Below are 15,302 nucleotides of genomic sequence, written 5' to 3'. Positions count from 1 at the left end.
CGTTACGCTCTCTTCTAATAGTTCAATGGCTGATCGAAAGGCCACGCTGGAAGCGTGAGATCACGCGGACGAGCGGCCAGAGGAGGAGGAGGTAGAGGCCGGCGGCCATCACCAGGGGCGAGGAATTGTAAGTCACCGCGCGGGCCATGTTGGCGCTGTAGAGAAGCTCGGACAGCGACACGACCGAGGCGATCGAGGTCAGCTTGACGATCTCGACCACGTTGGACAGCAGGTCGGGCAGCACGTTGCGCACGGCCTGGGGCAGGATGACCCAGGCCTGGGCCTGGGCGGGGCTGAGCCCGGTGGCCCGCGCCGCTTCCATCTGCCCCTTCGGGATCGCCTTGATGCCCGACCGGAAGATCTCGGCGAAGTAGGCGGAGTTGTTCAGCAGGAAGGCGATGCAGACGGCGACGAAGGGCGGCACGCGCACGCCGACGAAGGGCAGGCCCGCGTAGATCAGGATCAGCAGGATCAGCGGCGGAATGGCACGGAAAATGTCGATGAAGAGGAACGAGGGCAGCCGCAGCAGGGCCGATTTCGACGAGGCCAGCAGCGCGAGGCCGAGGCCGCCGAACAGCCCCAGGAAGATCACCACGGCGCAAAGCTGCAGGGTGACCCAGGCGCCTTTCAGCAGCAACGGCGTGGCCTGCCGCATGATGTCTATGTTGAAGAAGGCGTCGATGAAGTTTTCCATTGCGGTCCCTCAGTGCTCGTAGTGGAACCGGTCTTCGATGTAGCGGGAAAGCAGCATCGCCGGAAAGAAGATGATCAGATAGGCCAGCGCGGCCATGGTCAGCGGTGTCGCCGAGCCCGAGAAGGCCTGTGCTGAGCCCGCGACCGAGACGATTTCCTTCACCCCGATGACCGAGCCATAGGCCGTCATCTTCGAGATCGTCAGTGAGCGGTTGACCAGCGGCGGGATGTTCATGCGCAGCGCCTGGGGAAAGATCACGTGCACCAGCACCTGCAGGAACGACAGGCCGGTGGCCGCGCCCGCTTCCCACTGGCCGCGCGGCAGCGAGGTCATGGTGGCCCAGAATATCTCTTCCACGAAGGCGGCCAGCACCAGGGTCAGGATCAGGTAGAGCACGAACCAGTCGTTCAGGATGATCCCGATGGAGGGCAAGCCGAAGAACAGGATCAGCATCAGCACCAGCGGCGGCAGGGCGCGCATCAGGTCGGCAAAAAGCACGATGGGCCAGCTCAGCCAGCGCTTCTGGTAGGCGCGCAGCCCGGCCAGCAGGGCGCCAAGCGCAAGGCCCGAGATCACCACCAGCACCGAGATCCAGATCGTCACCCAGACCGCGCGCACCATGGGGCGCAGGTAGGTGGCGATGATCTCGGGATTGAGGAAAGCGTCGAAGAAGTCCATCAGGCGGCCTCTCCCGAGACACGCGACAGGAAGGCCTTGAGGCGGTCGGATTTCGGGTTGCCGAAGATCTCTTCAGGCGGGCCTTCCTCGACGATGACGCCGCCGTCCATGAAGACGACGCGGTCCGCGGCCTCGCGGGCGAAGTGCATTTCGTGGCTGACGACGATCATTGTCATACCCAGCTCGCGCAGGTCGCGCATGACCTTCAGGACCGAGCCCACGAGCTCGGGGTCCAGTGCCGAGGTGGGTTCGTCGAAGAGCATGACCTTCGGGTCCAGTGCCAGGGCGCGGGCGATGGCCACACGCTGCTGCTGGCCGCCCGAAAGCTCTGACGGCATGGCATCGGCCTTGTGCTTCAGGCCCACCTTGTCCAGCATTTCCAGCGCGCGGGCCTCGGCCTCGGCCTTGGAGCGGCCAAGCGCCTTGCGTTGCGCCAGCGTGACGTTCTTCAGCGCCGAAAGATGCGGGTAGAGGAAGAAGCCCTGGAAGACCATGCCGACCTGCAGGCGCATGCGGTCCAGCTCTTTCCGGGGGATGCCCAGCATCGGCTTGCCGTTGACGTGGATCGCGCCCGAGGTGGGCTCTTCCAGGCGGTTGCAGCAGCGCAGCATGGTGGATTTGCCCGAACCCGAGGGGCCGATCACGAAGACCAGCTCGCCGTTCTGGACCTTCAGGTCGATGGAGCGCAGCACCTGCGTCTCTCCGAAGCGCTTTTCCAGCGCGGTGATTTCTAGCGTGGGGAGGGGCTGTGCTGCCGTCATGTGCAAACCTGGAACTGAGGTGGTCGGGCCGGAGGCAAGCCCCCGGCCCGGTGGGGACGAGTGACGGGGGTCACTCGAAGGTGCAGGAGACCTCGTGCTCGTCGGGCTGGTAGCCCTCGAAGCCGGGGGTGCCGTAGCCGGCGTCGGGGGTGACGATCAGCTCGCCTTCTTCCGGGGTCAGGCCGAACCACTTCTCGGAGAGGGCGGCCATGGTGCCGTCGGTCTTCAGGCACTCCAGGACCGAGTCGAAGAGGTTCCGGGTGGCATAATCGTCACGACGGAAGGGCAGCGCCCAGCTGAGGCCGGTGTTGATCTGGAAGGCGAACTCCAGGCGCGGGTTCTGCTTGCCGGCCCATGCGGTCACGGTCATGCCCGCCATCGAGGCATCGGCACGGCCCGAGGTGACGGCCTCGAAGGCATCGGCCTGGGAGCCGAAGGTCAGCACGGTCATGTCCCATTCTTCGGCTTTCTCGGTCAGCCAGGTCTCGTAGAGCGAACCCTTGTTGGCCGTGACGGTCTTGCCCTTCAGGTCCTCGACCGAGTCGATGTCAGAGCCGGTCAGGGTGGCGAAGCCGAAGTTGGTTTCCATGAAGCCCTCGGTGAAGAGCAGCGTCTTGGAACGCTCTGCGGTCACCGTGGTGGGGGCGGCGATATAGTCGAAGGTTTCCGAGTGCAGCGCCGGGAAGAGGCCGGTGTACTGGCCCGGAACGATGCCGATCTCGACGCCCAGCTTCTCGGCCATGGCGGCGGCCAGGTCGATGTTGAAGCCCTGCACGCCACCGTCCAGCGTGGGGAAGGCATGGGGGGCGAAGGTGCCGTCGACACCGGCCTCGTAGCCGCCGGCCTTGATGGGCGCGATTTCGGCGGGCGGCTCGCCCTCGGCATGGGCGGCGGTGGAGGCGAGGAGGGCGGCGACGAGGCCGAAGGATGCATGTTTGAAGGTCAAGGGAGGTCTCCTGTTGGAACGCGCATTGTCAGCATGCGCTGTGCCGCCAACCTCTGCGTGGCGACCGGATGAGACCAGATAAATTCGGATTATCTCAGGAGTAAACGTATTAGCTGAGGTTATACTATCCTGTCCGGGATAGTTCAGGTGCGCGCCGGTAGGGGTGGTTAGTCAACTGTAATAAAAGCATATTCCCGATCTCTTCGGGTTGCACTTCACAACCCGAAAATCCGGCCAGATCGGCGCTTGGCGCCGGATCGTCTCGATTTCGGGTGGATGATTTTTGAGCATGTGACGCGCAATCGCTCCAGCCGGATGGCCCGAAAACTGGCCATGGGGCCGATTTCGGCGCCCCGCGCGCCTGGCCGATTTGGAGAATCCCGCCGGGCCGTGGAATAGGCATGCCTGTCGCATCTGTCAGGAGCCTACCCGATGTCCGCCCGCCGTCATGTCAATGTCCTCTTCTCTGCCCCCAAGGCCACCTACGAGGAGTTCCACCCCGCCATTTGCGCCGCACTTCAGGCGGCAGGCGTGCCCGCGCGCGTGGCAGGGGACCTGGCCCCGGAGGAGGTGGATTACATCGTCTTCACCCCCAACGACCTGATCAGCGACTTCTCGGTCTTTCCCAGGGCGCGGGCGGCGCTGTCGATCTGGGCGGGGGTGGACAAGGTGCTGCACAACCCCACCCTGACCATGCCGCTGGCCCGCATGGTCGATCCCGGCCAGCGCGAGGGAATGGTGGAATTCGTCACCGCCCATGTGCTGCGCCACCACATCGGCATGGACCGCCATATCCTGTCCTCCTCGGGCTGGGATCAGGTGGCGCCAAAGCTGGCGCGGCACCGCAAGGTCACCATGCTGGGACTGGGAGAGCTGGGCGGCGCCTGCGCGCAGGCGCTCTCGGCGCTGAACTTCTATGTCCATGGCTGGAGCCGCCGGCCGCGTGCGCTGGAGGGCATCACCTGTCACGCGGGCCCCGATGGGCTGGAGGCGGCGCTTGCCGGGGCCGAGATCATCATCTGCCTGTTGCCCACCACGCCCGAGACAGAGAACGTGCTGAACGCCCATACCCTCAGCCTTCCGGCGGCGGGCGCCGTGGTGATCAATCCCGGTCGCGGCGCGCTGATCGACGATGCGGCGCTGATCGCCGCGCTGGACAGTGGCGCGCTTGGCCATGCCACGCTCGACACCTTCCGGGTCGAGCCGCTGCCCGAAGATCATCCCTTCCGCGCCCATCCGAAGGTCACCGTCAGCCCCCACGTGGCCTCTCTGGTGCGGGTCGACACCAGCGCCGCGGTCATCGCCGAGAACATCCGTCGCGGCGAGGCGGGCGAGGCCTTCCTGCATCTGGTCAACCGCCAGGCAGGCTACTGAGCAAAGCGTCAAGCACCGCCTGCCGCGCGGCAGCGCGGTCGGGGGTGGTGGGGGTCAGCAGGATCAGGCGGCGCTGGTAGCCCGCGCCGTCGGGCAGGGGGCGGGCGCCCTGCAGCCCTGCCCATTCCGGCACCAGCGAGGCCCCGATGCCGCTGGCCACCAGGTCCGAGATCACCTCGAGCCCGTCCAGAGCGCAGAGCACCTGCGGCATCAGCCCCCGGTCGGCCAGGTAGCGTGACGCGATCTGACCGCCCCAGCTCTCGGGGTCATAGGCGATATGGGGCAGGCCCGAGAACGCCTCTTCGGCGCTGCGGGCGGGGTGGCCTTCGGGAGTGAGCAGGCAGAGCGGCTCGCTGCGCAGCGGGTGCTGTTGCAGCCCGAAGGGCGTGAGGAAGGGCGGCGCCACGATCAGCGCCGCGTTCAGCTCTCCACTGCGCACCGCCTCGTAGAGCGCCGCCGATGATCCCGGCGTGATCTGCATCTCGAGCCGGGGCGCGCTCTGGCGCAGGGCGATCAGCATTCCCGGCACCGCCGCTGTCAGCAGGGTCGAGATCGCGCCCAGCCGGAACACCCCCTGCGCTACCGCCGGATCGGCGCTGCGCTTCAGCTCCTGCGCCTGGTTCACGATCCGCCGCATCGCTGGCAGCAGGTCGCGGCAGGCCGCCGAAGGGGCCGAGGCATTGGCGCGCCGCTCCAGCAGGGTCTGGCCAAGGTCGCGCTCCAACACCTGTATCCGCTGGCTGACCGCCGCCGGCGTCAGCGCCTGCGCCTGTGCCGCCGCCACGATGGAGCCATGGTCGACAACTGCCAGCAGGCTTTCCAGGAACCGCGTATCCAATAGTTTTTCTTTCGCTCAGGGGTAAAGAAATTCGTTTTTCGTTTCTCTCTCGTTTGGCTACCCCAAGACAAGACCTAACCCCGGAGTTCCCCATGCAATCCGTCTTCCACCTTGCCCTTCATGTCACCGACCTGGACGAAACCCGCCGCTTCTACGGCGATGTCCTGGGCTGCGCCGAGGGGCGCTCGACCGAGACCTGGGTCGATTTCGACTTCTTCGGTCACCAGCTCTCGCTGCACCTGGGCAAGCCCTTCGAGACCACGCGCAGCGGCAAGGTCGGCGATCACATGGTGATGATGCCGCACATGGGCGCCGTGCTGGGGCTGGACGACTGGAAGGCCCTGGCGGCGCGGCTGGAAGAGAAGGGCGTCGCCTTCGACATCCCCCCGGTCATCCGCTTCGAGGGTGAACCGGGCGAGCAGCGCACCATGTTCTTCTTCGATCCCTCGGGCAATCCGATCGAGATCAAGGGCTTTGCCGATACCTCCGGCATCTTCGCGAGCTGAGCCATCCGGTTGAAGGAGACGTGAAATGGATCTTGGTCTGAAGAACCGCCGCGCGCTGGTGCTGGCCTCGTCGCGGGGCCTGGGGCTGGGCGTCGCCGAGGCCCTGGCCGCCGAGGGCGCTCGCGTGATGCTGACCGGCCGGGACGAGAGCGCCCTGGCCGAGGCCGCCGCCGCGATCAACGCCAAGGGTGTGGGGCAGGCGGAATGGGTGACCGTCGATCTCTCTGCCGCCGATTTCGCCGCCTCTCTGGCCCGCCACGCGCAGGAGCGCTTCGGCGGTGTCGACATCCTGGTCAACAACACCGGCGGGCCGAAACCGGGCCTGGCGCGGGATATCAAGGCGGCCGACCTGCTGGCCCAGGCCCAGACCATGGTGGCGCCGGTGATCGAGCTGACGGGGCTTCTGCTGCCGGGCATGTGTGCCCAGGGCTGGGGCCGCGTGCTGACCATCGCCTCTTCCGGCATCGAGCAGCCGATCCCCAACCTGTCGCTGTCGAACACGCTGCGCGCCGCGCTGGCGGGGTGGAACAAGACCCTGGCCACCGAGGTCGCAAGCGAGGGGGTGACCTGCAACATGCTGCTGCCGGGCCGCATCCACACCGCCCGCGTCGATCAGCTGGATGGGGTTGCGGCGGAAAGGCAGGGCAAGCCCATGGAGGAGGTCCGCGCCGCGTCGCAGGCCTCGATCCCCGCCGGTCGCTACGGCCGCGTCGAGGAATTCGGTGCAGTCGGCGCCTTCCTGTGCAGCGCACCGGCCAGCTACGTGACCGGTACCATGATGCGCTGTGACGGCGGCATGATCCGCAGCGTCTGAGGACCGGCCCGGACATTGCAACGGCCGTGGTGCTTTGCGAAGACACCGGGCGCACCGCGGCCGCCTGTGTCGGGGCGGGGCCGCGCCGGGATCACCGCTCGGCCAGCAGGTCCTCGAGGAAGTCATTGGCGCAGGCGATGAAGTTCTCGGCGGCCTGGCTCAGCGGCATCTCGGCGTTGAAGGCGAAGGCGAAACGGTCGGTCATCGCCGGGGCAATCGGCTTTTGCACGACAGGCAGATGGGCAAAGTCGCGCGCCATCAGCCCGTTGACGATGGTCAGGCCAAGCCCTTCGGCAACCAGAGAGCAGGCGGACATCACCGAATGCGCCTCGATCCTGACCGAGGGGCTCTGACCTGCCGTCCAGAAGGCCGCATCGAGATCCCGGCGCGGCGCGCGCATCCGCCCCAGCAGGATCAGCGGCTCACCGTTCAGATCCTCCATCTTCACCTCGTCGCGGGTGGCCAGCCGGTGACCGGCGGGCATGACGCAGACACTGCGTGCCGAGATAGTCGGCAGGATGCTCAGCCCCGCCCGCTGGATCGGGATGCGCAGGAAGCCCAGCTCGGCCCGGTCATCCTGCAACATGCGCTCGATGGTGTCATAGGGGCCGGTGTGCAGCTCGACCTGCACGCGGTCGTTCTCGGCCAGGAAGCGGCTGAGGATGCGCGGCATGATCGACAGTGTCATGCTGGCAGGCACCGCCACCCGCAGGCGCAGGGCAGGGGAGTTGCCCCGCCGCAGGTCCCGCGCAAGATGTTGCAGGCGCTGGCCACGGTCGACCATGCCGAAGATCTGCCCCTGCAGCGCCTGGCATTCCCGCGTCGGCACCAGCCGTCCCCGGTCGCGCAGGAAGAGTTCGAGGTTCAGCTCTGATTCCAGCTGCGAGATGCGCCGCGAGACGGCGGACTGGGTGATCCCCAGCTCCGTCGCCGCGGCCAGGGTCGAGCCTTTTTCAAGGACCACGCGAAAGGTTTCGAGAAGATTGAGCTGCATTCGTTGATCCCGGCATTGTATGCGAGATGCGCATATAGGTAGGCCAATTTCTTATAATATTGCATATGCGCGAATCTTCGCACAAGGTCTTCCGAAAACAGGGACACAGCAAAGCAAGCCATGCCTCAGAACATGTCGGACCAACCGGGAAAGGGCGACGCCCGATGACGGTCTTCATTCTCCGCCGGGTGCTTCAGGCCATTCTGGTCCTGTTCATCACCTCGCTCGTCGTCTTCCTCGGGGTCTATGCCATCGGCGACCCGCTGGAGATCCTGCTGCCCGCCGATGCCTCCATGGCCGAGCGCGCCCAGGTTGCCGCCTCGCTGCACCTCGATGACCCGCTGCCGCTGCAATACCTGAATTTCATCACCTCGGCGCTGCAGGGCGATTTCGGCCGCAGCTTCGTCTACAACCGCCCGGCGCTGGACGTGATCTTCGAGCGCCTGCCGGCGACGCTGGAACTGGTGACGACCTCGCTGATCCTGTCGCTGATCCTCGGCATCCCGCTGGGCCTGATCGCGGGTGTGAAGCCGGGCAGCGTCACCGACGAGTCGATCATGACCGGCTCGATCCTGGGCTTCTCGCTGCCGAACTTCTGGCAGGGCATGATGCTGATCATGATCTTCGCCGTCTGGCTGGGCTGGCTGCCCTCGACCGGGCGCGGCGAGACCGGGTACATCCTGGGCATCCGCACCAGCTATGCCACCTGGGACGGCTTCATCCACCTGCTGCTGCCGGCCACCAACCTGGCGCTGGCGCAGATCGCCCTGGTGATCCGCCTGACCCGGACCGGCGTGCAGGAAACCATGCCGCTGGATTTCGTGAAATACGCCCGCGCCCGTGGCATCAGCGAGCGCCGCATCCTCTTCGTGCATGTGCTGAAGACCATCCTGATCCCCATCGTCACCGTGCTGGGGATCGAGTTCGGCTCCCTCATCGCCTTCGCGGTGGTGACCGAGACCATCTTCGCCTGGCCCGGCGTCGGCAAGCTGATCATCGATAGCATCAACATGCTCGATCGGCCCATCGTCGTGGCCTACATCCTGGTGATCGTCGCCATGTTCATCGTCATCAACCTTGTTGTCGACGTGCTCTATTCGCTGCTCGACCCCCGCATCCGGAGCCGCGCATCATGACCACGTTCTCCCTCCGCAAGAGCGAGAGCATGGCGGCGCGCATCCTGCGTGGCCTGCTCTCGAGCCCCAAGGCGACCATCGCTGCGGTGATCTGCCTGATCCTCGTCTTCTCGGCCATCTTCGCGCCGCTGATCGCGCCGCAGAACCCCTACGACCTGAACGAGATCGACTTCTTCGACGCCAAGCTGCCGCCGATGAGCGAAGGCTACTCGGGGATGACCTACATCCTCGGCACCGACGGGCAGGGGCGGGACATGTTTTCGGCCATGCTCTATGGCCTGCGCACCTCGCTGGCGGTCGGCGTGACCTCGGGCCTTCTGGCGATGCTGGTCGGCACGGCGCTTGGCCTGATCGCGGCCTATCGGGGCGGGTTCCTCGACAGCTTCATCATGCGCTTCGTCGACCTGATGCTGGGCTTCCCGACGATCCTCGTGGCGCTGATGGTGCTGGTGGTCTTCGGGCAGGGCGTCGGCAAGGTGATCCTGGCGCTGGTCTTCGTGCAATGGGCCTATTTCGCCCGCGCGGTGCGGGCCACGGCACTGGTCGAATCCGGCAAGGAATACGCCGAGGCGGCCCGCTGCCTGGGCATCCCCGCCTGGCGCATCATGGGCGGGCACATCCTGCCCAACTGCCTGCCGCCGCTGATCGTCATCGGCACCATCCAGGTCGCAAGCGCCATCGCCGCCGAGGCCACGCTGTCCTTCCTGGGCATCGGCCTGCCGATCACCCAGCCCTCGCTGGGGCTGCTGATCTCGAACGGCTACCAGGTGATGCTGGCCGGGCTCTACTGGATGTCGGTCTACCCCGGCCTGCTGCTGCTGGTGCTGGTCTTCTCGGTCAACATCGTCGGCGACCGCCTGCGTGAAATCTTGAACCCGAGGCTGGCCCAATGAGTGATCACCTTCTGGAAGTGCGCGGGTTGCGCACCTGGTTCGAGACGCCGAAAGGCACCGTGAAGGCCGTGGATGGCGTCGATCTGACGCTGGAACGCGGCGAGATCCTGGGGCTCGTCGGCGAGAGCGGCTCGGGCAAGTCGATCACCGGCTTCTCGCTGCTGGGTCTGGTCGACCCGCCGGGCCGGGTGGTCGAGGGCGATATCCGCTTCCTTGGCGAGGATCTGCGCAGCGCCAGCCCCCGCCGGCTGCGCGACCTGCGCGGCAACCGCATCGCGATGATCTTCCAGGACCCGATGATGACGCTGAACCCGGTTCTGCGCATCGGCACCCAGATGATCGAGACCGTGCGCGCCCATGCAAAGGTCAGCAAGGCCGAGGCCCGCGCCATGGCCCGCGATGCCCTGGGTCAGGTCGGCATCCCGCATCCCGATGAACGCATCGACGCCTATCCGCACGAGTTCTCGGGCGGCATGCGCCAGCGCGTGGCCATCGCCATCGCCCTGCTGCACAAGCCCGACCTGATCATCGCGGACGAGCCGACGACGGCGCTGGACGTGACGATCCAGAGCCAGATCCTCTCCGAGGTGCAGACCCTGACCCGCGAGATGGGCATGGGCCTGATCTGGATCAGCCATGACCTGGGCGTGGTGGGCCAGCTCGCCAACAAGGTGGCCGTCATGTACGCCGGTCGCATCGTCGAGCGCGGCACAGTGGACGAGGTGCTGGACGCGCCGCGCCATCCCTATACCCGCGGGTTGATCGACAGCCTGCCGATGGAGAACGACCGCGGCCAGCCGCTGCGCCAGATCCCCGGCAATGCGCCGCCGCCGCTTGGCCGCCCAGAGGGCTGTCCCTTCCGCCCCCGCTGCGCCCGCGCCACCGAGGCCTGCCTGACGGAACCCGCCGAGACCGAGGTGCAGGGCAGGGGCTGGCGCTGCTTCCACCCGCTAGACGAAAGGGCCATGGTATGACCGGGACCGCTCCGATGATCCAGGTGGCGGGCGTCACCAAGCATTTCCGCCGCAAGACCGACCTGGCCGAGCGCCTCGCCATGCGTGTCGGGCTGGCCGAGGAGCCGCCGACCGTGCATGCGCTGGATGACGTCTCGCTGCAGATCGCCGAGGGCGAGGTCGTTGGCCTCGTGGGTGAGAGCGGCTGCGGCAAGTCCACGCTGGGCCGCGTCGTGGCGGGCATGTTGCCTGTGACTTCCGGGCAGGTCGCCCGCGACGGCAAGGACATCGCCAAGCTGAAGGGCGCCGAGGCGCGCGCCATGCGCCTTGCCACGCAGATCATCTTCCAGGATCCGATGTCCTCGCTGAACCCGCGCAAGAAGGTGATCGACATCATCGGCGAGGCGCCCCGGCTGCACGGGCTGGTCAAGCGCGGCGAGGTCCGTGCCGAGGTCGAGCGGCTGATGGGTCTGGTCGGTCTCGATCCCGCCATGGCCAACCGCTATCCGCACCAGTTCTCGGGCGGGCAGCGGCAGCGGATCGGCATCGCGCGCGCCCTGGCCGTGAACCCCGATTTCCTGATCTGCGATGAAAGCATCGCCGCGCTGGATGTCTCGATCCAGGCGCAGGTGATCAACCTGCTGGTGCGGCTGCGCGAGGAGCTGTCGCTGACGCTGCTCTTCATCAGCCATGACCTTTCGGTAGTGCGCTACATCTCGGATCGGGTGGTGATCATGTACCTCGGCCGGGTGGTCGAGACCGCCCCCACCGACCGCATCTTCGACGCGGCGCGCCATCCCTATACCCAGGCCCTGCTGGAAGAGATCCCCCGGATCGACCGGCGCGGCCATCGCTTTTCCTCGGTGAAGGGAGAGATCCCCTCGCCGGTGAACCCGCCGCAGGGGTGCCATTTCCACCCCCGCTGCCCCTTCGCCATGGACCGGTGCCGGATCGAACGTCCGGTGCTGACCCAGGCCAGCCCCGGTCATTCCGTTGCCTGCCACCTTGATGGCGGCACCGGGCGGCCACTTTCCGAAGCCGGCGTCACGACCGGCGACATCCCCGCAATCGACTGACCAACAAGGAGCCAACCCAATGCGCCTGACCAAGACCGCCGTTCTCGCGGCCCTTCTGTCCACCACCTGGCTGATGCCCGCCTGGGCCGCCGACCTGACCATCGGCCGCGCTTCCGAGCAAAGTTCGATCGACCCGCAGTTCTCGCGGACCGGCAACAACCAGATGACCTCGACCATGTTCTTCGATCGCCTCGTGGCCTTCGACGAGAACCTCCAGGTCTCCCCCGGCCTCGCCGCCAGCTGGGAGATCCAGGACGAGACCACCTGGCTGCTGCACCTGCGCGAGGGCGTGACCTTCCACGACGGTTCGGCCTTCACCGCCGCCGACGTGGTCTATTCGCTGGAACGCGCCGACGAGGTGCCGAACTCGCCCGCGCCCTACACCGACATGGTGTCCTCGCTGGCAACCGTCGAGGCCGTCGATGACCTGACCGTCAAGATCACCACCAACGTGCCGAACCCGGCGCTGATGGAGGATATCGGCCGCGTCTTCATCATCTCGAAGGCCGCAGCCGAGGGCAAGGCAAGCGAGGACTTCTCGTCCCCCGCCACCGCCGTCGGCACCGGCCCCTACGTGCTGGAAGAGTGGAAGCCGGGCGAGACCCTGACCATGCACGCCAACGACAGCTACTGGGGCACCGTGCCCGAGTTCAACGAGGTCGAGATCCGCTACATCTCGAACGACGCGGCCCGCGTGGCGGCGCTGCTGTCGGGCGCGGTCGACGTGATCGACGCCGTGCCGCCGCAGGACGTGGCGCGCCTCGAGGGCACCGACGGCACCCATGTCTTCTCGACCCCCTCGGGCCGGGTGATCTACCTGGGCCTGTCCATGCGCTTCGACCAGGCACCGGCTGTCACCGATCTTGATGGCAACCCGCTGGCCGAGAACCCCTTCAAGGACGCCCGCGTCCGCAAGGCGATCTCGCTGATGATCGACCGCGAGCTGATCGTGGATCGCATCCTCGGCGGCTCCGGCGTGCCGGCGGGCCAGCTGGTGCCCGACGCGCTTGGCGGCCACAACACCGATGTGCCGGCCGACAAGCCGGACGTAGCGAAGGCCAAGGAACTGCTGGCCGAGGCCGGCTATCCCGAGGGCTTCGGCCTGACGCTTTACAGCTCGAACGACCGCTTCCCCGGCGACGGTGACCTTGTGCAGGCGCTTGGCCAGATGCTGTCGCGCGGCGGCCTGAAGGTGAACGGCGTCGAAGCACTGCCCTACTCGGTCTATTCCAAGGCCGCCTCGGCGGGCGACTACGGTGCCTTCGTCTTCTCGCTGGGGTCGTCCACCCCGACCTCGGCGCCGAACCTGCAGTCGCTGCTGCACAGCTACGACAAGGAGGCCGGCAAGGGCGCTTTCAACCGCGTGCGCTTCTCGTCGCCCGAATTCGACGCGGCCCTGGCCGACGCGCTGCAGGAGTTCGACGCCGAGACCCGCATCGCCAAGCTGGAAGATGCCACCAAGCTGGTCTTCGACGAGACCCCGATCGTGCCGCTCTACTGGCAGAAGGTCCACTGGGGCCTGCGTGACGGGCTGACCATCGAAGCCGGTCTGTCGGAACAGACCCTGCCGCAAAAAGTGACCTCTGCCGAGTAATGATCCCAATGACCACCCCCACTGATACCCTGCTTGAAACAGCGTCCCTGACCCCGGCCGAGCCGGTGGCACCGGGGGTGGTCGTGCATCGCAACGTGATGGTTGCGATGCGGGACGGCGTGCGCCTTGCCACCGATGTCTATCGTCCGGCAGGCGCCGACGGCGGAGCCGATCCGGCTCCGCGCCCGGTGATCTTCGAGAGAACACCCTATGACAAGGCGGGCACGCCGCGGACCGAGCTTTCCGTGGCGCGCCCCACCTCCTACAGCCGCCCCGAGCTGGCCATCAAGCTGGTCGCCGAGGGTTACGTGGTGATCTGGCAGGACTGCCGGGGCCGCTACGACAGCGAGGGCAGCTTCACCAAGTATCTGAACGAAGCCGAAGACGGCTACGACAGCATGGTCTGGATCGCCGAGCAGGACTTCGGCAATGGCCGAGTGGGCACCATGGGGCTGAGCTATGACGCTCATGTGCAGATGGCCATGGCCTGCCTGAACCCGCCGGGACTGGCCTGCATGGCGGTCGACTCGGGTGGATTCTCGAACGCCTTCACCTGCGGCATCCGACAGGGTGGCGCGCTCGAGATGAAGCAGGCGACCTGGGCCTACAACCGCGCGATGGAAGCGCCGCTCGCCGCAGCCGAGCCCGCCGTGCTGGGCGCCATCGAGGCCGAGGACCTGGCCGGCTGGATGACCCGCACGCCCTGGACCAAGGGCCGCTCTCCGGTCCGCTGGGATCCCGACTACGAGGATTACCTGCTGGACCAGTGGCAGCACGGCACCTTCGACGACTTCTGGAAGAAGACCGGCATCTGGGCGGCAGGCTACTACCACGATTTCCCGAAGATCCCGATCATCTTCATGTCCAGCTGGTATGACGCCTATGTCCAGACCACGCTTGAGAATTACACCGGCCTGAAGGGCGATGCCGCCCGGCCGCTGACCATGATCATGGGCCCCTGGACCCATGGCAACCGCTCGCGCCGGGTCTTCGGAGACGTGGATTTCGGCCCCCATGCCACCTTCGACGGCCAGGTCGACGAGGATTGGCTGGCCTTCCGGGTGAAGTTCTTCGCCCGCTGGCTTAAGGATCAGGACCAGGGCGCAAGCCTGCGTGACGAGCGGGTGCATCTCTTCGTCATGGGCGGCGGCTCTGGCCGCAAGACGCCCGAGGGGCACCTGGATCACGGCGGCCACTGGATCGAGGCCTCTGACTGGCCGATCCCCGAGGCCGAGGCGCTGCGCCTCTACCCGTCGCCGGACATGTCGCTGTCCGAGAGCCCGGCTGCGGGCGAGATGGGCTATGCCTATGACCCGGCGGACCCGGTGCCGACCATCGGCGGCTCGCTCACATCCGGTGAGCCGATCTTCGAGGGCGGCGCCTTCGACCAGACCGAGGACGCGCGCTTCTTCGGCTGCACCAATCCAGGCTTGCCACTGATCGCGCGGCGCGACGTGCTGTCCTTCCAGACCGCGCCGCTGGCCGAGGACCTGCTGGTGGCGGGGCCGGTGACGATCCGCCTCAAGGTCTCGACCGATGCGCCGGACACCGACTTCACCGCCAAGCTGGTCGATGTCTATCCGCCCTCGCCGGACTACCCGCGCGGCTATGCGATGAACATCACCGACGGGATCTTCCGGGTGCGCTACCGCAAGGGCTACGAGTGCCCCGAACTGGTCGCCCCGGACGAGGGCGCCTTCGAGATCACCATCACCCCCTTTGCCACGGTGAACCTGTTCAAGGCCGGGCACCGGCTGCGGCTGGATATCTCCTCGTCGAACTTCCCGAAGTACGACATCAACTTCAACACCGGCGAACCCGAGGGCACGGCGCGTGGCAGCCGCGTGGCGCATAACACCGTCCACCTGGGCGAGGGCACGGTGTTGGAGCTTCAGGTTCTGAAGGGCTGATTGGCCCGCTGCCGGCCTCCGCAACTTGGCGGGGGCCGGCAGCGGTGCCGGAACGGGACGTGCCGTCAGCCACGCGCTCATGGTCCGGGGATGTCGGCATGACCGACCGGAGCTGCAAGCCCCCGGATCGCGGCG

General features: G+C 66.7%; 15 protein-coding genes. 9 read left to right on the top strand and 6 right to left on the bottom strand.

The genetic code is table 11. From position 1 onward, the window contains the following. Positions 1–22 precede the first annotated feature (22 nt). The 4 genes from CRO50_RS15900 to CRO50_RS15885 all read right to left on the bottom strand — a co-directional run bounded on the left by CRO50_RS15900 (position 23) and on the right by CRO50_RS15885 (position 3,079). Positions 23–694, bottom strand: a complete 672-nt coding sequence (locus CRO50_RS15900; RefSeq protein ID WP_097146906.1) for an amino acid ABC transporter permease — start codon at positions 692–694, stop codon at positions 23–25. Positions 695–703: 9 nt separating this feature from the next. After that, on the bottom strand, positions 704–1,372 hold the full coding sequence (locus CRO50_RS15895) for an amino acid ABC transporter permease (RefSeq protein WP_097146905.1): 669 nt from the start codon (positions 1,370–1,372) through the stop codon (positions 704–706). Next, the gene (locus CRO50_RS15890) at positions 1,372–2,133 is read right to left on the bottom strand and encodes an amino acid ABC transporter ATP-binding protein (protein ID WP_097146904.1); all 762 of its coding nucleotides are present in this window, start codon (positions 2,131–2,133) and stop codon (positions 1,372–1,374) included. Before CRO50_RS15890 ends, CRO50_RS15895 begins: the two co-directional genes overlap by 1 nt. A 70-nt stretch (positions 2,134–2,203) precedes the next feature. After that, the gene (locus tag CRO50_RS15885; RefSeq protein WP_097146903.1) at positions 2,204–3,079 is read right to left on the bottom strand and encodes a transporter substrate-binding domain-containing protein; all 876 of its coding nucleotides are present in this window, start codon (positions 3,077–3,079) and stop codon (positions 2,204–2,206) included. Between the two features lie 432 nt (positions 3,080–3,511). On the opposite strand from CRO50_RS15885, the gene CRO50_RS15880 reads away from it, so the two are divergent. Further along, a complete protein-coding gene (locus tag CRO50_RS15880) occupies positions 3,512–4,453 on the top strand; it encodes a 2-hydroxyacid dehydrogenase (RefSeq protein ID WP_097146902.1) in 942 nt (313 codons plus the stop codon). Here the strand turns inward: CRO50_RS15880 and CRO50_RS15875 are convergent. Continuing rightward, entirely contained in the window at positions 4,431–5,291 is an 861-nt protein-coding gene (locus CRO50_RS15875; protein ID WP_097146901.1) for a LysR family transcriptional regulator, read from the bottom strand. The genes CRO50_RS15880 and CRO50_RS15875 overlap by 23 nt on opposite strands. Before the next feature lie 92 nt (positions 5,292–5,383). Here CRO50_RS15875 and CRO50_RS15870 point away from each other — a divergent pair, with 92 nt between their 5' ends. Then, on the top strand, positions 5,384–5,797 hold the full coding sequence (locus tag CRO50_RS15870) for a VOC family protein (RefSeq protein WP_097146900.1): 414 nt from the start codon (positions 5,384–5,386) through the stop codon (positions 5,795–5,797). Positions 5,798–5,822: 25 nt separating this feature from the next. Next, positions 5,823–6,611 carry an SDR family oxidoreductase gene (locus CRO50_RS15865; protein WP_097146899.1) on the top strand — a complete coding sequence of 263 codons (789 nt, stop codon included), beginning with the start codon at positions 5,823–5,825 and terminating at the stop codon, positions 6,609–6,611. 91 nt (positions 6,612–6,702) lie between these two features. Here CRO50_RS15865 and CRO50_RS15860 read toward each other — a convergent pair whose 3' ends face one another. Continuing rightward, positions 6,703–7,605: a LysR family transcriptional regulator gene (locus tag CRO50_RS15860; RefSeq protein ID WP_097146898.1), complete on the bottom strand. Its 903-nt coding sequence runs from the start codon at positions 7,603–7,605 to the stop codon at positions 6,703–6,705. A gap of 164 nt (positions 7,606–7,769) precedes the next feature. Between CRO50_RS15860 and CRO50_RS15855 the strand changes: the two genes are divergently transcribed. Genes CRO50_RS15855 through CRO50_RS15830 form a run of 6 tightly spaced genes read left to right on the top strand, consistent with a single transcriptional unit; the run spans position 7,770 to position 15,167 of the window. Beyond that, complete coding sequence (locus tag CRO50_RS15855) at positions 7,770–8,741, top strand: ABC transporter permease (RefSeq protein WP_097146897.1); 972 nt, start codon at positions 7,770–7,772, stop codon at positions 8,739–8,741. Beyond that, a complete protein-coding gene (locus tag CRO50_RS15850; protein WP_097146896.1) occupies positions 8,738–9,634 on the top strand; it encodes an ABC transporter permease in 897 nt (298 codons plus the stop codon). Before CRO50_RS15855 ends, CRO50_RS15850 begins: the two co-directional genes overlap by 4 nt. Further along, the gene (locus tag CRO50_RS15845; RefSeq protein WP_097146895.1) at positions 9,631–10,608 is read left to right on the top strand and encodes an ABC transporter ATP-binding protein; all 978 of its coding nucleotides are present in this window, start codon (positions 9,631–9,633) and stop codon (positions 10,606–10,608) included. Before CRO50_RS15850 ends, CRO50_RS15845 begins: the two co-directional genes overlap by 4 nt. Beyond that, entirely contained in the window at positions 10,605–11,663 is a 1,059-nt protein-coding gene (locus tag CRO50_RS15840; protein ID WP_097146894.1) for an ABC transporter ATP-binding protein, read from the top strand. Before CRO50_RS15845 ends, CRO50_RS15840 begins: the two co-directional genes overlap by 4 nt. A 19-nt stretch (positions 11,664–11,682) precedes the next feature. Continuing rightward, entirely contained in the window at positions 11,683–13,257 is a 1,575-nt protein-coding gene (locus tag CRO50_RS15835; protein WP_097146893.1) for an ABC transporter substrate-binding protein, read from the top strand. Positions 13,258–13,265: 8 nt separating this feature from the next. Beyond that, entirely contained in the window at positions 13,266–15,167 is a 1,902-nt protein-coding gene (locus CRO50_RS15830; RefSeq protein ID WP_232617804.1) for a CocE/NonD family hydrolase, read from the top strand. Positions 15,168–15,302 lie beyond the last annotated feature (135 nt).

This window comes from Pseudooceanicola antarcticus (genome assembly GCF_900215355.1).
In the GTDB taxonomy this organism is placed as follows: domain Bacteria; phylum Pseudomonadota; class Alphaproteobacteria; order Rhodobacterales; family Rhodobacteraceae; genus Pseudooceanicola; species Pseudooceanicola antarcticus.
This window is presented reverse-complemented; position numbering and strand designations above follow the sequence as displayed.